15 protein-coding genes are annotated in these 20,228 nt (G+C 73.1%); 7 read left to right on the top strand and 8 right to left on the bottom strand.

The window, feature by feature from the left end; genetic code table 11:
* Positions 1-129: 129 nt before the first annotated feature.
* The 3 genes from ACFVHO_RS33960 to ACFVHO_RS33950 form a co-directional block, all read right to left on the bottom strand.
* Positions 130-1,005 carry an esterase/lipase family protein gene (locus tag ACFVHO_RS33960; RefSeq protein WP_385723304.1) on the bottom strand — a complete coding sequence of 292 codons (876 nt, stop codon included), beginning with the start codon at positions 1,003-1,005 and terminating at the stop codon, positions 130-132.
* 212 nt (positions 1,006-1,217) lie between these two features.
* The gene (locus ACFVHO_RS33955) at positions 1,218-1,895 is read right to left on the bottom strand and encodes a pentapeptide repeat-containing protein (protein WP_385723302.1); all 678 of its coding nucleotides are present in this window, start codon (positions 1,893-1,895) and stop codon (positions 1,218-1,220) included.
* 302 nt (positions 1,896-2,197) lie between these two features.
* Positions 2,198-4,060 carry an ABC transporter ATP-binding protein gene (locus ACFVHO_RS33950; RefSeq protein WP_385723299.1) on the bottom strand — a complete coding sequence of 621 codons (1,863 nt, stop codon included), beginning with the start codon at positions 4,058-4,060 and terminating at the stop codon, positions 2,198-2,200.
* A gap of 87 nt (positions 4,061-4,147) precedes the next feature.
* Between ACFVHO_RS33950 and ACFVHO_RS33945 the strand changes: the two genes are divergently transcribed.
* On the top strand, positions 4,148-4,786 hold the full coding sequence (locus tag ACFVHO_RS33945; RefSeq protein ID WP_385723296.1) for a TetR/AcrR family transcriptional regulator: 639 nt from the start codon (positions 4,148-4,150) through the stop codon (positions 4,784-4,786).
* On the opposite strand, the gene ACFVHO_RS33940 is transcribed toward ACFVHO_RS33945, so the two are convergent.
* Together ACFVHO_RS33940 and ACFVHO_RS33935 are read right to left on the bottom strand one after the other, a co-directional pair.
* Positions 4,764-5,522, bottom strand: coding sequence for a cation transporter (locus ACFVHO_RS33940; RefSeq protein WP_385723294.1), 759 nt, complete (start codon positions 5,520-5,522; stop codon positions 4,764-4,766). The genes ACFVHO_RS33945 and ACFVHO_RS33940 overlap by 23 nt on opposite strands.
* Entirely contained in the window at positions 5,522-5,857 is a 336-nt protein-coding gene (locus tag ACFVHO_RS33935) for an ArsR/SmtB family transcription factor (protein ID WP_385723293.1), read from the bottom strand. The genes ACFVHO_RS33940 and ACFVHO_RS33935 overlap by 1 nt, the downstream gene beginning before the upstream one ends.
* A gap of 161 nt (positions 5,858-6,018) precedes the next feature.
* Here ACFVHO_RS33935 and ACFVHO_RS33930 point away from each other — a divergent pair, with 161 nt between their 5' ends.
* The 4 genes from ACFVHO_RS33930 (at position 6,019) to ACFVHO_RS33915 (ending at position 13,308) form a co-directional block, all read left to right on the top strand.
* Complete coding sequence (locus tag ACFVHO_RS33930; protein WP_385723290.1) at positions 6,019-9,486, top strand: DNA polymerase III subunit alpha; 3,468 nt, start codon at positions 6,019-6,021, stop codon at positions 9,484-9,486.
* A 6-nt stretch (positions 9,487-9,492) separates the two neighbouring features.
* Positions 9,493-10,476 (top strand): hypothetical protein, encoded by a 984-nt coding sequence (locus ACFVHO_RS33925; RefSeq protein WP_385723288.1) that lies wholly within the window; start codon positions 9,493-9,495, stop codon positions 10,474-10,476.
* A 223-nt stretch (positions 10,477-10,699) separates the two neighbouring features.
* On the top strand, positions 10,700-12,094 hold the full coding sequence (locus tag ACFVHO_RS33920) for an MFS transporter (RefSeq protein WP_385723285.1): 1,395 nt from the start codon (positions 10,700-10,702) through the stop codon (positions 12,092-12,094).
* Entirely contained in the window at positions 12,091-13,308 is a 1,218-nt protein-coding gene (locus tag ACFVHO_RS33915; protein ID WP_385723278.1) for an FAD-dependent monooxygenase, read from the top strand. Before ACFVHO_RS33920 ends, ACFVHO_RS33915 begins: the two co-directional genes overlap by 4 nt.
* A gap of 1 nt (position 13,309) precedes the next feature.
* On the opposite strand, the gene ACFVHO_RS33910 is transcribed toward ACFVHO_RS33915, so the two are convergent.
* Genes ACFVHO_RS33910 through ACFVHO_RS33900 form a run of 3 tightly spaced genes read right to left on the bottom strand, consistent with a single transcriptional unit; the run spans position 13,310 to position 17,647 of the window.
* Complete coding sequence (locus ACFVHO_RS33910; protein WP_385723276.1) at positions 13,310-13,981, bottom strand: response regulator; 672 nt, start codon at positions 13,979-13,981, stop codon at positions 13,310-13,312.
* The gene (locus tag ACFVHO_RS33905) at positions 13,978-15,387 is read right to left on the bottom strand and encodes a sensor histidine kinase (RefSeq protein WP_385723274.1); all 1,410 of its coding nucleotides are present in this window, start codon (positions 15,385-15,387) and stop codon (positions 13,978-13,980) included. The genes ACFVHO_RS33910 and ACFVHO_RS33905 overlap by 4 nt, the downstream gene beginning before the upstream one ends.
* A gap of 7 nt (positions 15,388-15,394) precedes the next feature.
* Positions 15,395-17,647 carry an MMPL family transporter gene (locus tag ACFVHO_RS33900; RefSeq protein WP_385723271.1) on the bottom strand — a complete coding sequence of 751 codons (2,253 nt, stop codon included), beginning with the start codon at positions 17,645-17,647 and terminating at the stop codon, positions 15,395-15,397.
* A 264-nt stretch (positions 17,648-17,911) separates the two neighbouring features.
* Here ACFVHO_RS33900 and ACFVHO_RS33895 point away from each other — a divergent pair, with 264 nt between their 5' ends.
* Both ACFVHO_RS33895 and ACFVHO_RS33890 read left to right on the top strand, forming a co-directional pair.
* Positions 17,912-18,952 (top strand): DUF3533 domain-containing protein, encoded by a 1,041-nt coding sequence (locus ACFVHO_RS33895; RefSeq protein ID WP_385723268.1) that lies wholly within the window; start codon positions 17,912-17,914, stop codon positions 18,950-18,952.
* A gap of 112 nt (positions 18,953-19,064) precedes the next feature.
* A complete protein-coding gene (locus ACFVHO_RS33890) occupies positions 19,065-20,210 on the top strand; it encodes an AAA family ATPase (protein WP_385723265.1) in 1,146 nt (381 codons plus the stop codon).
* Positions 20,211-20,228: the final 18 nt, after the last annotated feature.

Below are 20,228 nucleotides of genomic sequence, written 5' to 3'. Positions count from 1 at the left end.
GGCCGACCGGCCCGCGTACCGGCCCCACCCGGCCGATGGGTGGTCATCCGGGGCATGGGAGTGGTGTGGGCCGCCGCCACCCCGGACGGGGGGTGGCGGCGGCCCTTCGCCTACCGGGTCGGGCCGCTCCTACGACAGGCAGGTGGTCGGCGTCGCGTGGGCCGGGTCGAGGGCGTTCGCCACCTCGTGGTGGGCGACCCGGTCCAGGATGCCCACGGCGACGTGCTCGGAGAGGTCCACCGCGCAGAGGTCCTGCACGACGACGTTGCGCACGTCGGGGCCGTTCAGGAACTGCGAGCGGTACGGGGTGACGACCTCGTCGTACTTCGTGGCGATCACGGTGTAGCGCACGCCGGGGACGGTGTCGCCGCCCGCGTTCAGCTTGGTGAGGAACTTCGACCCGGCGATCTGGTCGGCGAGTCCGGGGGTGGCCGCCGACAGCAGGTCCTCCGCGCCCGGGAAGAAGGGAAGCAGCTTGGTCAGGCCGAGCAGGGTCGTGCCGTGGTTGTCGGGCACGAGGCCGATCAGGGCGTTCACCTTCTCGGCGCCGCCGAGGAACTTCAGGTAGTGGCGGGGCATCATGCCGCCCTGCGAGTGCCCGACGATGTCGACCTCCTCGGCGCCCGTCGCCTTGAGCACCTTGTCGACGTACACGTCGAGCTGTTCGGCCGACTTGTCAATCGGACCGAGCCCGTGGAAGAAGGGCACGCCGGGCAGTTGGCCGTAGTCCAGCGAGAAGACGCAGTAGCCGCGCTTGACCAGGTAGGGCGCGAGGACGAGCCAGTTGTCGACGGAGTTGCCGAAGGTGCCGTGGGCGAGGACGACCGGGCGGGGGTGGGCGGCGGACGGTTTGCAGCCGTAGTCGTTCCAGCCGCTCGACACGGCGGCGGCGGTGGCGCGCGAGGGAGCGGACTCGGCGGCCGTGGCGGTGGGGGTGAGCGTGGCGGCGCCCGCGACGATCAGGGCGGCGGTGAGCGCGCGCAGCGCTCGTCTCCAGGGCAGCATCGGGTGATCTCCTTGCGGCTCGGGGGAGTGCGAAGGACTGGGTAACGATCACCCTGTGACCCGGGACACGGGGTTGACGTGGTCACGCTAAATTACGAGCCAGTAGTGCAAGTGTGAAGTTACGCGCGGGTAAAAAATCGCCGGGTGAATCCAGCGATCACCGGCACGGCCACCGGCACCGGCACGGCCACCGGCACCGGCATCAGCACCGCTCAGGCGTCCGCCACCCGCAGCCCCGCCAGGTCCGCCAACGCCGGTGCCAGCTCAAGGAGTTGGATGCCGCTGATGGTCGCCCCGCGCAGCCCTTCGAGCCCCGAGGCGATACCGAGGGCCGCCGCCCCGCTCAGGTCGGCCCGGTCCACGGTGACGTTGTCGAAGCGGACGCGCTCCAGCGTCGTACCGGGAAAGGCGACCCCGTTGAGACGCGCGCCGCCGAAGTCGACATCACGCAGCAGGCAGTCCACGAAGGTGACGTCGCGCAGCTCGGCCGCGCGCAGGTTGACCGAGTCGAACTTGCAGCGGTGGAACACCACCCGGCGGAGACGGGCGCCGTACAGCTCCACCCCGGCGAGCAGCCCCGCGCCCGACTCGCAGTCCGTCCACTGGGTCTCGGCGAGGTCGGTACCCACCCAGCGGGTCTGCCACGTCCAGACGTCGGTGAAGCGGACCCGGCGGTACCGCCCGCCCTCGACGGCCACCGAGGAGAAGGCGCACTCCAGGAAGACGCTGCCACCGCCGTCCAGATCGACGAAGTCACCCTCGCCGAAGTGCACGGACTCGTGGTCCCCGTCCCGCCCGAGCACCCCTTCGAACGCCTCGAGGCGGTGGGCGAACGGAAGGTCGGCGAGGCTCCGGGGAGCAGGGGTGGCGGGGTGCGGGGTCGCGGGCATGACGGGTCCTCTCCGAGGGTGGAGTCGGGGTGGAGCTGAGGGGTGGGATGCCGTTCGTTGTATCGCGCCCGGGTGGCGGCGACCCAATCGGACGACTCCGGACACCTGTCGCCGTCACCCGAGCCGTCGCGACGAGACACCTTCGAGGAAAGGCATGAAAGCACCACAAACCGCCCACTCGAAATGTGAGCCGCATCACTGACTGGCGGGGTCATTTCAAGATCGACATACCTCAACTCACTTGTGAACAGGGCCAGTTGAGGGAGAAAGGGCGCCCCAGCCCGACCCCCGCACCGGTTCCCTCAAACGGATCCTGCGCCGCGCACCGGGTCCGGCTCGACGGGTGCCGCGATGCGCAGGGACTCCACCAGCTCGCGGTAGAGCGCGTCCGAGCGCAGGAGCTCCTCGTGCCGGCCTTGCGCGCGGACGCGGCCGCCCTCCATGACGACGATGGTGTCCGCGTCGAGCACGGTCGACAGGCGGTGGGCGATCGTCACCACGGCGCCGGTGGCCGCGCGCGAGCGGATGCAGTCGTGCACGGCCACCTCGGTCAGCCCGTCCAACTGGGCGGTGGCCTCGTCAAGGAGCAGCACGTCGGGGGTGGCGAGCAGCGCACGGGCCAGGGCGATGCGCTGCCGCTCGCCGCCGGACACGCCGGTCGAGGACAGAGGGGTGTCCAGGCCCTCGTCGAGCGCGTCGACCTTGTCGGCGAGCCGTACGTCCCGCAGCGCCTGGCGGAGTTGGTCCGTGGTGGCGTCGGGGCGGGCGAGCAGGAGGTTGTCGCGGATCGTGCCGGGGACGACCGGGGTGTCCTGCTCGACGTAGGCGAGGCGGGCGCGGATGTCGGAGTGGGTGAGGTCGCGGTACGGGCGGCCGTCCAGGAGCAGTTCGCCGTGCGTCGGTTCGAGGAACCGCAGGACGAGGGAGAACAGGGTGGTCTTGCCCGCGCCCGACGGGCCGACGACGGCGGTGTGGCCACGGCGGGGGATCTCGAGGTCGATATCCCGCACGGCGGCGGGCCGGTCCGGGCCGTAGGCCGCGGTGACCTTGCTGAGGCGCAGCACGGGTGTCTCGTCCGGGCTCCCGGCGGGGCGCGCGTGCCCGTCGGCGGCGGGGCTCGCGGTGTCCTCGGCACCCAACTCGTCGGCCTGCCGGATGCGTTCGGCCGCGGCGATGCCGGCCTGGAGCTTGGTGACGTTCTCGCTGACCTCGGTGACGGGCTCCATCAGCGCGAACGCGTACAGCAGGAAGGCGATCAGGCTGGAGACCTCCAGATGCCCCTCTCCCACCCGCCAGGCCCCCACGCCGAGGATCACGATGATGGCCAGGTGGACGCCGGACCACGCGGTGGTCCAGGCCAGCGCCTCGCGGCGGACCACCTGGGTGCCGTACTCGGCGGAGGCGCGCGCGTCGGTCAGGATCCGCTTCTCCATGTGGCCCTCGGCGCGGTTGACCTTCACCGTGCGTATCGCGCGCAGCGTCCCCTCCAGCACGCCGCCGAGCCGCCCCACGTGCTCCTGGGCCTGCTGCTGCGCCTGCGCGATGCCGGGCATCAGGAACGCGAAGACCGCGCCGGTCAGGGCCACGGCGACCAGGGTGGTGGCGAGCAGCACCGGGTCGAGCCAGCCCATGAGGACGAGGCTGCCCACGAACATGGCCGTCCCGTTGACCAGGCCGATCAGCGACTCCGACGCGGCCTCGCGCAGCAGCACCGTGTCCGAGGTGACGCGGGTGACGAGCTCGCCGGTCGGGCGCGCGGTGACCGCGGGCACGGTGGCTCGCAGGAAGCGCCGCACCAGCGACTCCCTGGCCTCCAGGACCACGCGCTCGCCCAGCGCGCCGAGCAGGATCCACTGCCAGAACGACACCGCGCCACCGACCACGAGCAGCGCGAGCAGCGTGAGGACCGGGCCGAGGAGCGACGACGAGGTGCCGAGCGCGTCGAGGACCTGCTTGGTGACCATGGGCGTGGCGAGGCCGAGACCGGACACGAGCAGGGCCAGGCACAGGCCGTGGATCAGCGTGCGCCGATGGGGGCGGGCGAACGACCACAGGATGCGCAGGCGCGGCGCGGCACCCGGGGCGCGGGACGGGGAGTCGACGGCGGGGGCGGAGGTGGCGGAGGCGGCAGAAGTGGCAGGGGTGGAGGGAATGGGAGCGGACATACCCACAGTGGAACATCGATGTTCCACAACGGTCAATTGTGTTTCGATTCGGCATGCGGTACGGCTACGAGGGACTACCGTGGGCGCATGGGGTCCGACCGCACAGCCACGCAGGGCACAGCCACGCCAGGCTCAGCCACACGAGCCAGAGCCACAGCCACGGCCGCGCGGGAGAGCACCACCCGCGCCCGCACCCGGCGCGCGATCCTGGACGCCGCCGTCACCCGGCTCTCCGCCGACCACGCGGCCTCCCTGGCCGACGTCGCGGAGGCCGCCGGGGTGGGGCGCACCACCGTCCACCGCTACTTCCCCGAGCGGTCCGACCTGCTCGCGGCCATCGGTACGGACGTGGGCGAGCGGCTTGAGGCGGCGACCGCCCGCGCACGGCTCGACGAAGGACCGGCCCCGGAGGCCCTGGACCGGCTGTGCCTGGAGTACTTCGAGCTCGGCGACCGCCTCATGCTGCTCTACGACGTGCCCCAGTTCTGGGCCTGGTCCGGCCTGGAGGAGGGGGAGGAAACCCCGTCCGACCGCGCCCTGATCACCCTCGTCCAGCGCGGCCAGCGGGACGGCACGCTCGACCCCGACGTCGACAGCACCTGGCTGCAGAGCGTCCTGTGGGCCCTGCTCTACGCGGCCTGGGAGCAGACCCGCGACTACGACACCCCCAGACACACCGCGCTCTCGCTGTGCCTGCGCACCCTCAGGAAGGCAACCGCCGCCTGACCGGCCGGCAGCAGCCGCAGGCGTCCGCCCCGGCGTCGGCGGGCGACGCCACCGCGACGGGCGACGCCACCGCGACGGGCGACGCCACCGCGACGGGCGCGCAGCACCCCTTGCCCCGCCACGCCTCGCGCCCCTCCTTGACCGCGATGACGGCGATGACCAGGGCGGCGACCGGGTCGGCCCAGGACCAGCCGAGGGTGGCGTTGAGGAGCAGGCCGAGCAGGAGGACGGCGGACAGGTAGGTGCACAGCAGGGTCTGCTTGGAGTCCGCGACCGCGCTGGCGGAACCCAGTTCGCGCCCGGTGCGGCGCTGGGCGGCGGACAGGAAGGGCATGACCGCCAGGGACAGGGCGGCGATGACGATGCCGGGGATCGAGCGCTCCGCCTCCCCGGTGCCGGCCAGCGTGCGGACGGCGTCGACGCCGACGTACGCGGCGAGCGCGAAGAAGGAGACCGCGATGATCCGCAGGGCGCGCTGCTCGCGCGCCTCCCGTACCGCGTGCTCGCGGGCGGAGAACTGCCAGGCGACCGCGGCGGCGGAGGAGACCTCGATGACGGAGTCGAGGCCGAAGCCGATCAGGGCGGTGGAGGAGGCGAGGGACCCGGCGGTGAGGGCGACGACCGCTTCGACGACGTTGTAGGCGATCGTGGCCGCGACCAGCAGGCGTATTCGGCGGGCGAGCACGTCCCGCCGGGCCGGAGCGGGGCCCCGGGACATCGGCGTCTCGGCGGCCATCAGCAGCAGCCCTTCTCCTCGGCGTCCGGGCAGGTGCGGTCGGTCTCCACGGCCACGACGGCGGTGCGCAGGTCGTCGAGGGCGTGGCCCAGGCGTTCGTCCGCCAGCTCGTACCGGGTGCGGCGGCCGTCGGGGACGGTGACGACCAGGCCGCAGTCGCGCAGGCACGCCAGGTGGTTGGACAGCCGGGTGCGGGAGACGCCGAGCGCGTCGGCGAGGTCGGCGGGGTAGGCGGGGGCGTCGCGCAGGGCGAGCAGGATGCGGCAGCGGATCGGGTCGGCGAGCGCACGGCCGAACCGGGCGAGGACCTCGATGTCGGGGGCGACGGTCAGCATGCCGCGACAGTACACGCAATCCTGAATTCAGGTAACCATGAACTCAGACAGGAACTCCGCATCGCTTATCGAACGAACGTGCGAACATTGAGTTAGAGTGCTCATTGAGGCCGAGCGAGCCGAACGACACAGAGGGGGGTCATGGGAGCCAGGAGGTGTGTATGTCGTTTACGCATCTCCGCGCAGCGAGCGGCTACTCGCTGCGGTACGGGGCCAGCCATCCGCACACACTGGCGGAGCGCGCCGCCGAGCGCGGGCTCGACGCCCTGGCGCTGACCGACCGGGACTCGCTCGCGGGCGCGGTGCGCTTCGCCAAGGCGTGCACACGGGCGGGCATCCGGCCACTGTTCGGGGTCGACCTGGCCGTGCCCGGCGTACCGGCGCCGGGAGCGACACCGGCCGGGCGGCGGCGGACCCCCGCCAGAGGCGGCGCGTTCGTGACCGAGGCGCCGCTGCGCGCGGTGTTCCTGGCCCGGGACGCGCGCGGCTGGGCCGAGCTGTGCCGACTGGTGACGGCGGGCGCGGCACACCCGGACCAGGGCGTCACCTGGGAGGACCTGACCTGCGCGGAGGACGGGGCGTTCGTGCTCCTCGGGGCGGACTCCGAGGTGGGGCGGGCCCTGGCGGCGGGGCGGCCGGACCGGGCCGCGGCGCTGCTCGACCCGTGGCGCGAGCGGTTCGGCCGGTCGCTGCGCGTCGAGGTGTCCTGGCACGGGCGGTCCGGAACCGGCCCCGGATCGCTGCGCCTCGCCGCCCGGATGGCGGGATTCGCCGCCGAGCAGCAGGTGGAGACGGTGCTGAGCAACGCCGTGCGCTACGCCGATCCGCGGCAGGGCGAGGTCGCCGACATCCTGGACTCCGCCCGTCTCCTCGTCCCGGTCGACGACCGGGACGCGTCCCGGCTCGACAGCGGGCAGCGGTGGCTGAAGGACGCCGGGGAGATGGAGCGGATCGCCGGACGGATCGCCGAGGCCGCGGGCGGCAGGGGCGCGGACGCGCGGCGGCTGCTCACGGCGACCGAGGAGACCGCCGCGGCCTGCGCGGTCGACCCCGGCGCGGCGTTCGGGCTCGGACAGCTGAACCTCCCGGAGTCCGAACTGGTGGGCGCGCGTGCCGAGTTGGCGGACAAGGTGCTTGCGGACCGGTGCGCGGCGGGCATGATGCGCCGCGGCTACCACCGGGAGGTGCGGCGCTGGGACCGCCTCGAGGACGAGCTGCGGATCATCGCCGGGCACGGCTTCGCCGGGTACTTCCTGACCGTCGCCGAGGTGGCGGCGCAGGCACAGGGCCTGGGCATCCGGGTCGCGGCCCGCGGCTCGGGCGTGGGCTCGCTGGTCACGCACCTCCTCGGGATCAGCCCGGTCGACCCGGTGGCGCACGGACTCCTGATGGAGCGGTTCCTGTCCGCGCGGCGGTCCGCGCTGCCCGACATCGACCTGGACGTGGAGTCGGCGCGGCGCCTGGAGGTCTACCAGGCGGTGAGGAAACGTTTCGGCGACGACCGGGTGGCGACGCTCGCGGTGTACAAGACGTACCGGGCGCGCGGCGCGATCGAGGACGTGGCGCGGGCCCGCGGCATGGACCCGGGCGAGGCGGCCCGCCTCGCCAAGGCGTTCCCGCACATCCGGGCGAAGGACGTGCGGGCGGCCCTCGCCGAGCTGCCGGAGCTGCGCGAGGTCGCCGCGGAGGACCACGGGCGGCTGTGGGAACTGGTGGAGGCGCTCGACGGGTTGCCGCACGAGGCGGCCATGCACCCCTGCGGCCTCCTGGTCTCCAACGCGGGGCTGCTGCGGCGCACCCCGGTGGCGCCGACCACCGTGGAGAACATCGCCATGTCCCAGTTCGACAAGGAGGACATCGAGGACACCGGGCATCCGAAGATCGACGTCATCGGCGTACGCATGCAGTCGGCGCTCGCGCACGCGGTCGCCGAGATCGAGCGGGTCACCGGCGAGCACCTGGACCTGGACGACCCCGCGCAGGTGCCGCCGGGCGACCCGGCCACGTACGACATGATCACGTCCGGGGACACCCTCGGCACCTTCCAGCTGGAGAGCCCCGGCCAGCGCGAGCTGGTCCAGAACCTGCGGCCGCGGTCCTTCGACGACCTGACCCTCGACATCAGCCTGTTCCGGCCGGGACCGGTCGCCGCGAACATGGTGGAGCCGCTGATCAAGGCCCGCGACGGCAGGCACAGGACCCGTTACGCGCACCCCGACCTGAAGCCGATCCTGGCCCAGACCGAGGGGCAGGTGGTCTTCCACGAGCAGGTCATCGCGATCATGGCGACGATGACCGGCTGCGACCGGGGCACGGCGGACGAGGCGCGCCGCGCCCTGTCCGACCCCGAGCGGCAGGGCCGGGTGCGGGCCTGGTTCGCCGGTCAGGCCCGCACCCGCGGCTATCCGGTGCAGGCCGTCCGGGACGTGTGGGACGTCCTGGAGGGCTTCGGCAGCTTCGGCTTCGCGAAGGCGCACGCCGCGGCCTTCGCGCAGCCCGCCTACCAGTCCAGCTGGCTCAAGGCCCACCGGATGGCGGCCCTGCTCGCCGGGCTGCTCACGCACGATCCGGGGATGTATCACAAGCGCGTCCTGGCCGCGGACGCCCGTCGGCACGGGGTGCCGCTGCTGCTGCCCGACATCAACCGCTCCCAGTCCGCACACATAATCGAACTGGTGTCCGGTAAGTGGGGGGTACGGATAGGACTTTCGCAGGTCCGCGGCATCACCGAGGCCGAGAGCGGACGCATCACCGCCGGGCAGCCCTACACCTCCCTGGAGGACTTCTGGCAGCGCGCCCGGCCCAGCCGCCCGCTGGCCGAACGGCTCGCGCAGGTCGGGGCGCTGGACGCGTTCGGGCAGCGGCGACGCGAACTCCTCCTGAAGATCTCCGAGTTGCACCGGTCGGGACGCGGCCAGGGCTCCGCCACGGGGCAGTTGCCCATGAGCGAGAGCACGGGCGACGGCGACGCCGTCGAGTCGGGCGGCTCCACCGCCGCGCTCACCGGCCTGCCCGCCATGGACAGCTCCGAACAGCTCGCCGCCGAACTGGACGTGCTCGGCATGGACGTCTCCCGCCATCTCCTCGAGGACCACCGCTCCCTGCTGGCCGACATCGGCGCGACGCCCGCCGCCGAGCTGCCCCGGCTGCGGCACGGCGCCACGGTGCTGGTCGCCGGGGTCAAGGTCGCCACCCAGACACCCCCGATCCGCTCCGGCAAGCGCGTCATCTTCGCCACCCTCGACGACCCCACCGGACTGTCCGACCTGGCGTTCTTCGAGGACAGCCACGCGCAGTGCGCCCATACGGTCTTCCACAGCAACCTGCTCCTGGTCCGCGGGACGCTGACCCGCCGCCCGCCGCGCGCCTTCAGCATCACCGGCACCGCCGCCTGGGACCTGGCCGAGCTGATCGAAGCGCACCGGGACGGCGGCCCCGCCGCCGTCGCGGACCGGCTCGCCCGCGCCGCGTCCCCCGCACACCGGGCCGGTACGCGCCGCACCATCACCCAGCCGACCGGTTACGCCCTGCACCCCTGGGCCGACCTCAAGCCCCCTGGCACCCCGGCCGCCCTCACCGCTCTCGACGGAAGGACCTTCCACCATGCGAGTCCCGGAAGCGCGGGGTGACCGACGATGATCCTCTACCTCCACTTCGGCGACCCGCAGCCCGAGCCGACGTACCACCACATCATGGACACCCTGGCCGAGTTCACGCCCGTGGTGCAGGCCCTGCCGCCCGACGCGGCGCTCGCCGACGTGTCCGGGAGCGTGCGGTACTTCCACCGCGACGCCACCGCCCTCGCGGCCCTGATCCGGATGCGGGCGGCCGCGGTCTTCGGCCTCGACGTGACCATCGGCGTCGGCCCCAACCCGCTCCTCGCCCAACTCGCCGCCCACCGCGGTGCCCCCGGCACGATCCGCGCCGTCCCCGACGACCCCGGGGCCGTCACCGCGTTCCTCGCCGGGCTGCCCGCCGCCGCGCTGCCCGGGGTCGGCCCGGCGACGGTCCGCACCCTGGCCTCCTACGGCCTGGCCACCGCCGACCTGATCGCCGCCACTCCCCTGCTCACGCTCCAGCGCATCCTGGGCACGGCGGCCGGACGCCGGCTCCACGAGCGCGCGGCCGGCATCGACCCCACCCGGGTCACCCCCGGCGCCCCGCCCCGCACCTTCAGCGCCGAGCACCGCTTCGCCCGCGACGAACTCGACCCCGACCGGCAGCGCGGCGCCCTGGCCCACCTCACCGAACACCTCGGCGCCCGGCTGCGCGGCGAGCGGCAGGCCTGCCGCTCGCTGACCCTGACCGTCCAGTACGCCGACCGCACCGGGTACGCGTCGATCACCCGCAGCCGCACCCTGCCCGAGCCCACCGCGCACAGTCCTCAACTCCGCCGGGCGGCACACGCGTTGCACGGGACGCTGGGGCTGCAGCGCGCCCGGGTCCGCTGCCTCACGCTGCGCGCGGGCGATCTGTGCGACGCGGGGGCGGTGTCCCGGCAACTGGCCTTCGGGGCCGACGAAGACAAGGCCCGCCGCATCGAGGCCGCGGCCGACCGGGCCCGGGCGCGCTTCGGTCCGGGCGCGGTGCGGCCCGCCAGTACCGCGGGACTGCTGTGACCCTTCCGGATGCCGGGTTCCGCGTCGGTCTGTAGTGCGCAGGCACCAGGGCGGGTGCGGGCTGGTCCGGGCGCACCAGGAGAAGACGGCGGCGGGGGACGATGCCCGGCCGGGGCGCCGGAGGCGAGTGTGGGAGGCACGCGCATCCCGCAGGTGCTCGCGCTCGCTCGCGCCGACCGCTCCTGCTCGCGCTCGCCCGCACCCAACGATGAACAGGACGTCCATGTCCGTAACTGTCGTTTCCCCTGCCCGCGTCGGGAGGGTGTCGATCGGTGCCCTCGGCATCCTGGCACTCGCCCTCGGCACCCTGCAGTCCGTGGTGGAGCCCGCGCTCCCGCAGCTGCAACGGGAATTGGGGGTCAGTCCCTCCGAAGGGGCCTTGATCGGCAACACGTTGCTCATCACCGGTGCGGTCGTCGCGCCCGTCGCGGGCAAGCTCGGCGACCGCTATGGTGGGAAGCGGGTCCTCGTCCTGCTGATGGCCGTGGTCTCTGCCGGTGGCCTGCTGGCCGCCCTGGCGCCGAACCTGCCGGTGCTCCTGGTCGGTCAGGTGTTACAGGGCGTCATGGTGGGCGCGCTGCCCCTCTCCTTCATCCTGGTGCGCAAACACCTCCCTCCGAGAGAGTCGCGGCTGGCGATCGGCCTCGTCATGGCGCTGTTCACGGGCGGCGGCATGGTGGGGACGCTGAGCGCCGGGCCGATCACGGAAGAGCTGTCCTGGCACTGGATGTTCGCGCTGCCGACGATCGCGATCATCGTGACGACGGCGGCCGTGACACGGCTGCTGCCGCACGATCCGCCGGTCCGGCCGGACAGCGGGATCGACTGGCCCGGCGTGGTGCTCCTGAGCGGCACGCTGCTCGTGTTCATGCTCGGGCTCGTGAAGGTGACGGGCTCCGGTCTGCCGCCCCTCGCGGTCGGCGCCCTCGCGGTGGTCGTGGTCGCCCTCACGGCCGGGTGGGTCGCCGTCGAGCGCCGGGCGGCCTCGCCGATGGTCGACCTGCGCATGCTGGGACGGCCCGCCATCTGGCACTCGTGCGTGCTCACCTTCGTCGTCACCGCCAGCTTCGGGATGGTGGCCTTCCTGCTCCCGCAGCTGTTCGCGCTGCCGGCCGACGGGTACGGCTTCGGGCTCGACACCACCGACATCGGCCTCTTCCTGTTGCCAGGCGCCATCGCCGGGGCGGTCAGCGACTCGGTGGGCGGGGTCGCGGCGCGGCGCCTCGGTCTGCGTACCGTGCTCGTCGCGGGTGCCGTCGTCACGGCGGCCACGACGCTCGCCCTGGCGTCGCTGCACACGGCGGCCTGGCAGCTCGTCCTCGCGAAGGTCCTCACCGCGATCGCCGCGGGCGTCGCCTCCACGGCGCTTCTCACCCGCGCCGCCACCGCCGTCGACACCAAGGACACCGGCATCGCCACCGGCCTGCTCGTGGTGACCCGCGTGATCGGCGTCGCCATCGGCGCCCAGGTCGGCGGCGCGATCCTCGACGCCGGAGCCGACCCGACGACGGGCCTGCCGTCCGAATCGGCCTTCACCGCGGGCTTCGTCGTCGCCGGTCTCGTCGCCGCGCTGTCACTGCTCGTTGTCCGCATCACGAAGAAGGGAACCCAGGAATGACATCCACCGACCCGTCCACGCGCGTCAGCACTCCCGAGAGGCGCGAGGTCCTGATCTCCGGGGCCAGCATCGCCGGACCCGCCCTCGCGTACTGGCTGCACCGCTCCGGCTGCGCCGTCACCGTGGTGGAGAAGGCGGGCGCGCTGCGCGGCGGCGGCTATCCGATCGACATCCGCGGCACGGCCGTCGAGGTGGTCCGGCGGATGGGCGTCCTGCCGCAACTGCGGGACGCGCACATCGACTTGCGCCGCTTCACCTTCCTCGACGCCGACGGCGCCACCGTGGCCTCGGTCGACGCGCGCGCCGCCGGAAGTCCCGAGGGACAGGACCTGGAGGTACGCCGCGGAGATCTGGCCACGATCCTCCACACCCTGGTCCGCGACGACGTGGAGTTCCTGTTCAACGACTCCATCGACACCCTCGACCAGTCCGCGCGAGGGGTCGACGTGACGTTCCGCAGTGGCCGACAGCGCACGTTCGACGTGGTGATCGGCGCCGACGGCATGCACTCGGCCACCCGGAACTCCCTGTTCGGCCCCGAGGAACAGTTCCACCGCTATCTCGGCTACTGCTTCGCCATCTTCACCATGCCGAACACCTTCGGGCTCTCCCAAGAGATCATGATGTGGAACACCCCGGGGCGAGCCGCGGCCCTCTACGCCGTCGGGGACGACGAGTTGCACGCCTTCCTGAACTTCCACCGGCCACAGCCGCCGCTCGCCGCCCTCCGGAACCCCGACGCCCAACGGGACCTGGTCGCCTCGGTCTTCGCGGACGCGGGCTGGGAGGTCCCCGCCCTGGTCGACGCCATGCACACGGCGGACGACCTGTTCTTCGACACGGCCGGTCAGATCCGCATGCCCCACTGGTCCAGGGGCCGTGTCGCCCTCGTCGGCGACGCCGCGTACGCCCCCTCGTTCCTGACCGGCCAGGGCTCCAGCCTCGCGCTGGCAGGTGCCTACACGCTCGCCCACGCCCTGGCCGCGCACCGGGACCACACCGCGGCCTTCGCCGCCTACGAACACGGCGTCCGCGCGTTCGTGGCCATGAACCAGGCCCTGGTCGACAAGGGCACGGCCACGCTCTTCCCCATCACTGCAGAGGCCCTCGAGCAGCGCGACACGATGCTGCGCGGCCTCGTCACCATGCCCTCGGCGACCGAGCGACCGGCCCACTCGGCCCTGAAGCTGCCCGAGTTCGCCCCGGTGCCGTGACCTATTCGGGGGCCGCCTGGGCCAGGCCCGTCCGGTAGGCGATGACGACGAGCTGGGCCCGGTCCCGGGCCCCCAGTTTCGTCATGGCGCGCTGGACGTGGGCGCGGACGGTGAAGGGGCTGAGGAACATCTGCTCGGCGATCTCCTGGTTGGACAGGCCGGTCGCGACCAGGGCCACCATCTCGCGTTCGCGCGGGGTGAGCACGTCGAGCCGCTCGGGGTCGCGGGGCGGGGCGTCGTCCGGCGTGGCCAGGAACCGGGCCACCAGGGAGCGGGTCGCGGCCGGGGACAGCAGGGTGTCGCCGTCGGCGATGGTCCGTACGGCCGCCAGCAGGTCCTCGGCCCCGATGCCCTTGCCGATGAAGCCGCCCGCCCCCGCGCGCAGCGCCTGCGCGACGTACTCGTCGGTCTCGTACGTGGTGAGGATCAGGATGCGGCTGGACCGCAGGTCCGGGTCCGCGCAGATCTGCGACGTGGCGGTGAGGCCGTCCACCTCGGGCATCCGGATGTCCATGATCACCACGTCCGGGCGCAGTTGCCGGGTGAGTCTCACCGCCTCTCTGCCGTCGGCAGCCTCGCCGACCACGGTGATGTCGTCGGCGGAGTCGAGCAGCAGCCGGAAGGCGCCGCGCAGCAGGGCCTGATCGTCGGCGAGCAGGACGCGGAGGGTCATGGCGCGTCCCCGGCCTCTCCGGCGTCCGGCCGTCCGTCGCCTGTCGCCGCGTCCGGCATCGGCCCTTCGCCGGTGGTCGCTCCGTCGGTCATCCGTCCCTCGACGGGTGTTGCTGCGTCAGTCATCCGTCCCTCGACAGTCGTCGCTCCGTCAGTGCTCCGCGCCGTGTCCTTGGCGGGCGGCAGCGGCAGTTGGGCGGAGACGAGGAAGCCGCCCTCGAGGCGCCTGCCCGCGGAGAGCCGTCCCCCGACCGCGGTGGCACGTTCGCGCATCCCGATCAGACCGTATCCGGGCGGGCGGTCCGTCGTGGCCGCGCCCGGTCCGGCGGCCGTCGTCGATGCCGTACGGGCTCCCCCGCCGTCGTCGGCGACGGTGATGGTCACGCGGTCGCGGTCCCAGGCGAGGTGCACCCGGGCGCTGCCGGTACCGGCGTGCTTGGTCACGTTGGTCAGGGCCTCCTGGACGATGCGGTACGCGGTGAGGTCCACGCCCGGCGGCAGCGGCCTGGCGGTGCCCTCCTGGTGCACCGACACCTCAAGGCCCGCGCGGCGGAAGGACTCCAGGAGCGTGGGGAGCCGGGACAGGCCGGGCGCCGGTTCGGCGGGCGCGGCCGTGTCCCCGGACTCCGTGTCCTCGGACTGGCGCAGCAGGCCGACCGTGGCCCGCAGGTCGTCGAGCGCGTCGCTGGTGGTCTCGACGAGCTCCTTGAGGCTCTTGCGGGTCTGCTCCGGGCGGGCGTCGAAGAGGTGGGCGGCGACCGTGGCCTGCGCGTTGGCCAGGGTGATCTGATGGGCCACCAGGTCGTGCAGCTCCCGGGCGATGCGCACCCGTTCCTCGGCCACCCTCCGGCGCGCCTCGCTCTCCCGGCTCTCCTCGGCCCGCAGGGCCCGCTCCTCCACGGCCGCCAGATAGGCCCGCCGGTTCCGCACGGAGCGACCGAGCACGCCGGCCACCAGCGGGAACGCCGCCACCGCCCCCACTCTGCTCGCGTCCTTCCAGGAGAGGGCCCCGAACAAGGGGGTGGCGGCGAGGAGCAGCGCCGCGGAGATGAGCGACACCGCGCCCGCCGCGCGTCGTTCGTTGCGCACGGCGAGCGCGTAGGAGTAGGCGGTGATCACGGCGGGGGCCACGATGAGCGGGCTCAGCAGGAGCCCCAGGGGCGGCACGAGGAAGCCGCACGCGGTCGTGACCGCCATGACGGCCAGGGGCGCCCGGTGCCGCAGCGGCAGCACGGCACAGGACACCACGGCGATGAAGTAGGCGGCGGCGGACGGCGGTGACAGCGCGCCGTCGTCGTCCCGCAGCACGCCGCCGAGCAGACAGAGCGCGAACGCCACCGCCGTGACCGCTCCCTCCCGCCACCACGTGCCGCGTGGTCGCGGGGCACCGCCGTCCGTGTGCGTCATGACCGGCTCAGTACCGGTGCCGGCCGACGGGCTGGGGCGGCACCGCCGCTTCGTGCACGGCCGCGGGGGCCGGGACGCGCCTGCTCAGGGCCTCGCCCTCGATGTCCACGTTCGGCAGCACACGGCTCAGGATACGGGGCAGCCACCAGGCCCGGTGGCCGAGCAGCGCGAGGACCGCGGGCACGATCGCCATCCGGACCACGAAGGCGTCGAAGGCGACGGCGGCGGCCAGGCCGACGCCCATCGTCTGGATGGTCGGGCTGCTCATCCCGATGAACCCGGCGAACACGCTGACCATGATGATCGCCGCCGCGGCCACCACGCGTCCGCTGTGCCGGAACCCGTTCACGATGGCCTCGCCGGGGGACGCGCCATGGACGTACGCCTCCCGCATCCGGGTGAGGAGGAAGACCTCGTAGTCCATGGCGAGGCCGAACACGATGCCGATGATGAGGATCGGCATCAGCGACATCACAGGGCCGGTCTGCTCGATGCCGAACAGGTCCGCCGCCCAGCCCCACTGGAAGACGGCGACCAGGACACCAAAGGCGGCGCCCACCGACAGCAGGAAGCCGAGCGCGGCCTTGAGCGGGACCAGGACCGAGCGGAAGACCACCATCAGCAGGAGCACCGCGAGGCCGATGACCACGGTCAGATAGGGGATGAGGGCGTCGGACATGGCTTCGGAGATGTCGATGTTCATCGCGGTCTTGCCGGTCACCAGGACGGTGGCGCCCGTGTCGGCCTCGACGCCGGAGACCTCGCCCCGGATCTCCTGCACCAGGTCCTTGGTCTCGCCGCTGTTCGGCGCGGTCTTCGGGACGGCGGTGAGGACGGCCGTGTCCTTGGTCTTGCTGAGCGCCGGTTCACCGACCGACGCGACCCCGTCCACGCCCTTCACGGTCTTGGCGACCAGGTCCGTGGCGGCCCGGGTGTCCGCGGCCTCCGACGCGTTCACGACCACGGTCAACGGGCCGTTGAAGCCGGGGCCGAAGCCGTCCGACAGCAGGTCGTAGGCGCGGCGCTGGGTGGTCTCCACCGACTTGGACTCGTCCCCGGGCAGCCCGAGTTCGAGGCTCAGCGTCGGCAGGGCGACGGTGCCGAGACCGAGGCCGGCGACCATGAGGACGGCCACCGGGCGGCGCAGCACGAACCGCGCCCAGCGGGTGCCGAGCCCGGGGCGGCCGGCCGCGACGGGCACCGGGTGCCCGCTTCCCGACCCGTCGTACGAGGGTGCCTTGCGGGCGGCGCGGGACAGCACCCGGCGCCCGAAGAGGCCGAACAGCGCGGGGGTCAGGGTCAGCGCGACGAGGACGGCGAGGGCCACGGCGCCCGCGCCGCCCATGCCCATCTTGGTGAGTTCGGGGATGCCGACGACGCCGAGGCCGACCAGGGCGATGAAGACGGTCGCCCCGGCGAAGACGACGGCGGATCCGGCCGTGCCCACCGCCCTGCCTGCGGCCTCTTCCGGGTCACGTCCCTGGGCGCGTTCGTCGCGGTAGCGGGAGGTGATGAAGAGCGCGTAGTCGATGCCGACCGCGAGGCCCAGCATCAGGGCCAGGATGGCGACGGTGTCCGTCAGGCCCAGCGGCACGGTCAGCGCGGAGACCAGGCCGAAGGAGATGGCCACGCCCACGAAGGCGGTCAGGAGCGAGAGTCCGGCCGCGACCAGCGACCCGAGGGTGACGACGAGGACGACCGCAGCCACCGCCACGCCGATGATCTCCGTCGTACCGCCCGGTGCCTCTTCCGCCTCCAGGGCCGAGCCGCCGATCTCCACGGTCAGCCCCGTGTCCCGGGCCTTGCTCGCGGCGTCCTCCAGGGCGCTCTTCGTCTCCGTGGTCAGGTCACGGGCGTCCTCGGTGTAGGTGATCGTGGAGTAGGCGATGGTGCCGTCCTTGCTGACGGCTCCGGTCCGGTACGGGTCGGTGGCCGACGCGACCTGATCGCCCCCGTCCAGCGAGCCGAGCGTGTCCTTGACGGCTGCCTTGTTCTCCTTGGCCGTCACCCGCTGCCCGTCCGGGGCCTGGAACACCAACCGGGCCTCGGCGCCCTGGGCGTTGCTCTCCGGGAAGCGCTCGTCGAGCAGGTCGAACGCCTCCTGCGACTCGGTGCCGGGCATGGAGAGGTCCTCTTCCTCCGCCTGCGGCGCCACGGCCGCGGCGACCACGGCGAGCAGCAGGGCCCCGAGCCACAGGCCGCCCACGAGCCGGCGCCGCCGGAAGGCCCACCGCCCGATCCGGTAAAGAAAAGTCGCCACCTTGTGATCACTCCAGACACCGCTAGGCAAGGGAAAAGCGCGAGATGCGCGCGTCTCCCACAGTTGCCTCCGGCGCCCCGGCCGGGCATCGTCCCCTGCCTCCGTCTTGCCCTGGTGCCCCGAGACCAGCCACTCCCCTGCCCTGGTGCCTACGCACTAGGCCGGTCCGGCGCGGCGTCGCACCGGGCGGGCCCCGGCACCGGCCCGTCATCCATTCGGCCCACCCCGCCTGCGTGAGCCCCGGGTGCCTCGGAGCGTGGGGGCATGACCTTCGCCGACGAGTTGAAGAGCGCCGTCACCCCGCGAGCAGCCCTGCTCGTCATCGGTGTCCTGGCCCTCCAGCTGCTGTTCATCGCCTCCTACGTGGGCGCGCTGCACCATCCGAAGCCGCGGGACGTGGCCTTCGGAGTCGTCGCCCCCGGCGACGCGGCCGCGCAGACCAGGGACAAGCTGGCGAAGCTGCCCGGTGAGCCGCTGGACCCGCGCGTGGTCGAGGACGAGGCCGAGGCGCGTCGGCAGATCATCGACCGGAAGATCGACGGTGCCCTGATCGTCGACCCCCGGGGCACCACCGACACCCTCCTGGTGGCCTCCGGCGGCGGCAAGGCCCTCGCCAACGCCCTGGAGATGATCGCCGTCAAGGCCGACGGCGCCGAGAAGCGCTCGGTGCGGCCCGTCGACGTCGCCGCCGCCTCGCCCCAGGACTTCAACGGCCTGTCGTCGTTCTACCTGGTCGTCGGCTGGTGCGTGGGCGGGTATCTGTGCGCCTCGATCATGTCGATCAGCGCGGGTTCGAAGGTCGCGAATCCGCAGCGCGCGGCGATCCGGCTGGGCGCCATGGCCCTGCTCGCCCTCGCGGGCGGCCTCGGCGGGGCGGTCATCATCGGCCCGATCCTGGGCGCCCTGCCCGGCTCGATCATGGCTCTGTGGGGCCTCGGCGCCCTCGTCACCTTCGCGGTCGGCGCGTTCACGCTCGCCCTGGAGGCGATCACCGGCGTCGTCGGCATCGGCCTGGCCGTCCTCGTCATCGTGGTGGCGGGCAACCCCAGCGCGGGCGGCGCCTTCCCGCTGCCGATGCTGCCCCCGTTCTGGGAGGCGATCGGCCCCGCCCTGCCACCGGGCGCGGGCACCTGGGTGGCCCGCTCCATCGCCTACTTCCAGGGCAACGCGGTGACGGGCCCGCTCCTGGTGCTCTCGGCGTGGGCGGTGGCGGGGACGGCGGTGACGCTGCTGGTGGCAGCACGCAGGACGAGCGGACGGACAAAGGCACCCGAGCAGACGGGCACCAGCCCGTCCGGCGTTTGAGGACGAGGCGCGAAGCGCCGAAAAGGGGGGCCAGGGGCGCAGCCCCGTGAGATCCGCTCCGCGGAACCCGCGACCAGGGCCACTGTCAGTCCCACCTGCGACCCTCAAGAACATGATCCGCACACTCGCCGTCGAAAACTACCGCTCCCTGCGCAAACTGATCGTCCCCCTGGACCGCCTGAACGTCATCACGGGCGCCAACGGCACGGGCAAGTCCAGCCTGTACAGAGCACTGCGTCTGCTGGCGGACGCGGGCCGCGGCGGCGCGGTCTCCGCCCTGGCCCGGGAGGGCGGCCTCCAGTCCGCCCTGTGGGCCGGTGAGGCCAAGGCGGAGGCGACGGCCATGAGACTCGGCTTCGCGGGCGACGAGTTCGGGTACGCGGTCGACTTCGGGCACCCCATCCCGACGTCGGGCGTGGGCGCGGCCCCGTCCCTGTTCAACCTGGACCCGGAGATCAAGCGCGAGTGCACGTGGGCGGGCCCGGTGCTCCGCCCCGCGGCCCTGCTGTGCGACCGCGCGGGCCCGGCGGTGCGCACGCGGACGGCGGACGGCGGCTGGCACCGCACGCAGGGCCTGCGGCCGTACGACAGCATGCTGAGCGAGCTCGCGGACCCGCAGCTCGCGCCCGACCTGCTCCGGCTGCGCGAGCTGATCCGCTCCTGGCGGTTCTACGACCACGTCCGCACCGACGCCGACGCCCCCGCCCGCGCCGCCCGCATCGGCACCCGCACCCCGGTCCTCGGCCACGACGGCGCCGACCTGGCGGCCGCCCTGCAGACCATCCGAGAGATCGGCGACACCGCGGCCCTGGACGCGGCCGTGGACGACGCGTTCCCGGGCACGCGGGTGCGGGTCGAGGACCACGGCGGGCGGTTCGAGGTGCGGTTGCACCAGAGGGGGCTGACCCGCCCCCTCGGCGCGGCCGAGCTGTCCGACGGCACGCTGCGCTATCTGCTGTGGGCGGCGGCGCTCCTCACTCCCCGGCCGCCCTCCCTCCTGGTCCTGAACGAGCCGGAGACCAGCCTCCACCCGGACCTGCTCCGCCCCCTCGCGGACCTGATCCTGCACGCGACCAAGGACACGCAGATCGTCCTGGTCACCCACGCCGACCCCCTGGCGGAGGCGGTGGCGAAGGGCGCGCGCCGCCACCGCGTGGACGTCAACTCCATAGAGCTGCTCAAGGAGTCGGGCGAGACGAAGGTCGCGGGCCGCGAAAGCCTTCTGGACGAGCCGCTTTGGTACTGGCCCAAACGGTGACGCACCGCTAGGGCACGG

The sequence above is a fragment of the Streptomyces sp. NPDC127108 genome, assembly GCF_042677545.1.
In the GTDB taxonomy this organism is placed as follows: Bacteria; Actinomycetota; Actinomycetes; order Streptomycetales; family Streptomycetaceae; genus Streptomyces.
Note: the sequence above shows the minus strand (reverse complement) of the source record. Positions and strands in the feature narration are given on the sequence as shown.

Excerpts from the sequence above, each read along its gene's own strand:
- ACFVHO_RS33935 (WP_385723293.1), bottom strand. The coding sequence starts at position 5,857 with ATGCTGACCGTCGCCCCCGACATCGAGGTCCTCGCCCGGTTCGGCCGT.
- ACFVHO_RS33955 (WP_385723302.1), bottom strand. The coding sequence starts at position 1,895 with ATGCCCGCGACCCCGCACCCCGCCACCCCTGCTCCCCGGAGCCTCGCC.
- ACFVHO_RS33940 (WP_385723294.1), bottom strand. The coding sequence starts at position 5,522 with ATGGCCGCCGAGACGCCGATGTCCCGGGGCCCCGCTCCGGCCCGGCGG.
- ACFVHO_RS33925 (WP_385723288.1), top strand. The coding sequence starts at position 9,493 with ATGATCCTCTACCTCCACTTCGGCGACCCGCAGCCCGAGCCGACGTAC.
- ACFVHO_RS33920 (WP_385723285.1), top strand. The coding sequence starts at position 10,700 with ATGTCCGTAACTGTCGTTTCCCCTGCCCGCGTCGGGAGGGTGTCGATC.
- ACFVHO_RS33890 (WP_385723265.1), top strand. The coding sequence starts at position 19,065 with ATGATCCGCACACTCGCCGTCGAAAACTACCGCTCCCTGCGCAAACTG.
- ACFVHO_RS33895 (WP_385723268.1), top strand. The coding sequence starts at position 17,912 with ATGACCTTCGCCGACGAGTTGAAGAGCGCCGTCACCCCGCGAGCAGCC.
- ACFVHO_RS33960 (WP_385723304.1), bottom strand. The coding sequence starts at position 1,005 with ATGCTGCCCTGGAGACGAGCGCTGCGCGCGCTCACCGCCGCCCTGATC.
- ACFVHO_RS33910 (WP_385723276.1), bottom strand. The coding sequence starts at position 13,981 with ATGACCCTCCGCGTCCTGCTCGCCGACGATCAGGCCCTGCTGCGCGGC.
- ACFVHO_RS33905 (WP_385723274.1), bottom strand. The coding sequence starts at position 15,387 with ATGACGCACACGGACGGCGGTGCCCCGCGACCACGCGGCACGTGGTGG.
- ACFVHO_RS33945 (WP_385723296.1), top strand. The coding sequence starts at position 4,148 with ATGGGGTCCGACCGCACAGCCACGCAGGGCACAGCCACGCCAGGCTCA.
- ACFVHO_RS33950 (WP_385723299.1), bottom strand. The coding sequence starts at position 4,060 with ATGTCCGCTCCCATTCCCTCCACCCCTGCCACTTCTGCCGCCTCCGCC.
- ACFVHO_RS33915 (WP_385723278.1), top strand. The coding sequence starts at position 12,091 with ATGACATCCACCGACCCGTCCACGCGCGTCAGCACTCCCGAGAGGCGC.
- ACFVHO_RS33930 (WP_385723290.1), top strand. The coding sequence starts at position 6,019 with ATGTCGTTTACGCATCTCCGCGCAGCGAGCGGCTACTCGCTGCGGTAC.